General features: G+C 40.3%; 1 protein-coding gene. It reads right to left on the bottom strand.

The annotated features are described in order from the left end of the window. Positions 1 to 1,299, bottom strand: a 1,299-nt coding sequence (locus BC962_RS16420) for a fibronectin type III domain-containing protein (RefSeq protein ID WP_220660191.1), incomplete at both ends; no start/stop codon positions are given.

The following is a 1,299-nucleotide window of genomic DNA, read 5'->3' on the forward strand; positions in this document are numbered from 1 at the left end:
GGTTTGAGTATCGATGATGTTAGCAAAAGCAATGTCTGTCGCAACTTCTAAGGTATAAGAATCAACCTCAGAAACGGCATTCCAAGTTAAGCTTGAATTTAAAGCAACATCTGTCGCTGAATCTAACGGTGATACTAAAGTCGGCGCATCGGCAATGGCAGGAACTGTGGTAAAACTCCAGATAGCAGATTCACTCGAACCTCCTGCATTCAATGCAAATACTCTCCAGAAATAGTTGGTATTATTAGCCAAGTTATTAGGAATGGTTGTGGTGCTTGTAAGATCGGTTTGAGTATCGATGATGTTAGCAAAAGCAATGTCTGTCGCAACTTCTAAGGTATAAGAATCAACCTCAGAAACGGCATTCCAAGTTAAGCTTGCATCTAATGCAACATCTGTCGCGGTATTTAAAGGGGAAACTAAAGTCGGCGCATCGGCAATGGCAGGAACTGTGGTAAAACTCCAGATAACAGATTCACTCGAACCTCCAGCATTCAAAGCAAATACTCTCCAGAAATAATTGGTATTATTAGCCAAGTTATTAGGAGTTGCATTGGTGCTTGTAAGATCGGTTTGAGTATCGATGATATTAGCAAAAGCAATGTCTGTTGCAACTTCCAAAGTATAAGAATCAACCTCAGAAACGGCATTCCAAGTTAAGCTTGTATTTAAAGCAACATCTGTGGCTGTATCTAAAGGAGAAACTAAAGTCGGCGCATCGGCAATAGCAGGAACTGTGGTAAAACTCCAAATTGTAGATTCACTCGAACCGCCTGCATTCAAAGCAAATACGCGCCAGAAATAGTCGGTATTATTAGCTAAGTTATTAGGGATGGTTGTGGTATTAGTTAGATCGGTTTGAGTATCGATGATATTAGCAAAACCAATGTCTGTTGCAACTTCCAAAGTATAAGAATCGACTTCAGAAACAGCATTCCATGTTAAGTTTGCATCTAAAGCAACATCCATCGCTGTATCTAATGGTGATACTAAAGTCGGCGCATCGGCAATGGCCGGAACTGTGGTAAAACTCCAAATAACAGATTCACTCGAACCGCCTGCATTCAAAGCAAATACTCTCCAGAAATAATCGGTATTATTGGCTAAGTTATTAGGAATGGTTGTGGTGCTAGTTAGATCGGTTTGACTATCGATGATATTAGCAAAAGCAATATCTGTCGCAACTTCTAAAGTATAAGAATCAACTTCAGAAACAGCATTCCATGTTAAGTTTGCATCTAAAGCAACATCCATCGCTGTATCTAATGGTGATACTAAAGTCGGCGCATCGGCAATGGC

The sequence above is a fragment of the Gillisia mitskevichiae genome (genome assembly GCF_003634585.1).
Taxonomy (GTDB): domain Bacteria; phylum Bacteroidota; class Bacteroidia; order Flavobacteriales; family Flavobacteriaceae; genus Gillisia; species Gillisia mitskevichiae.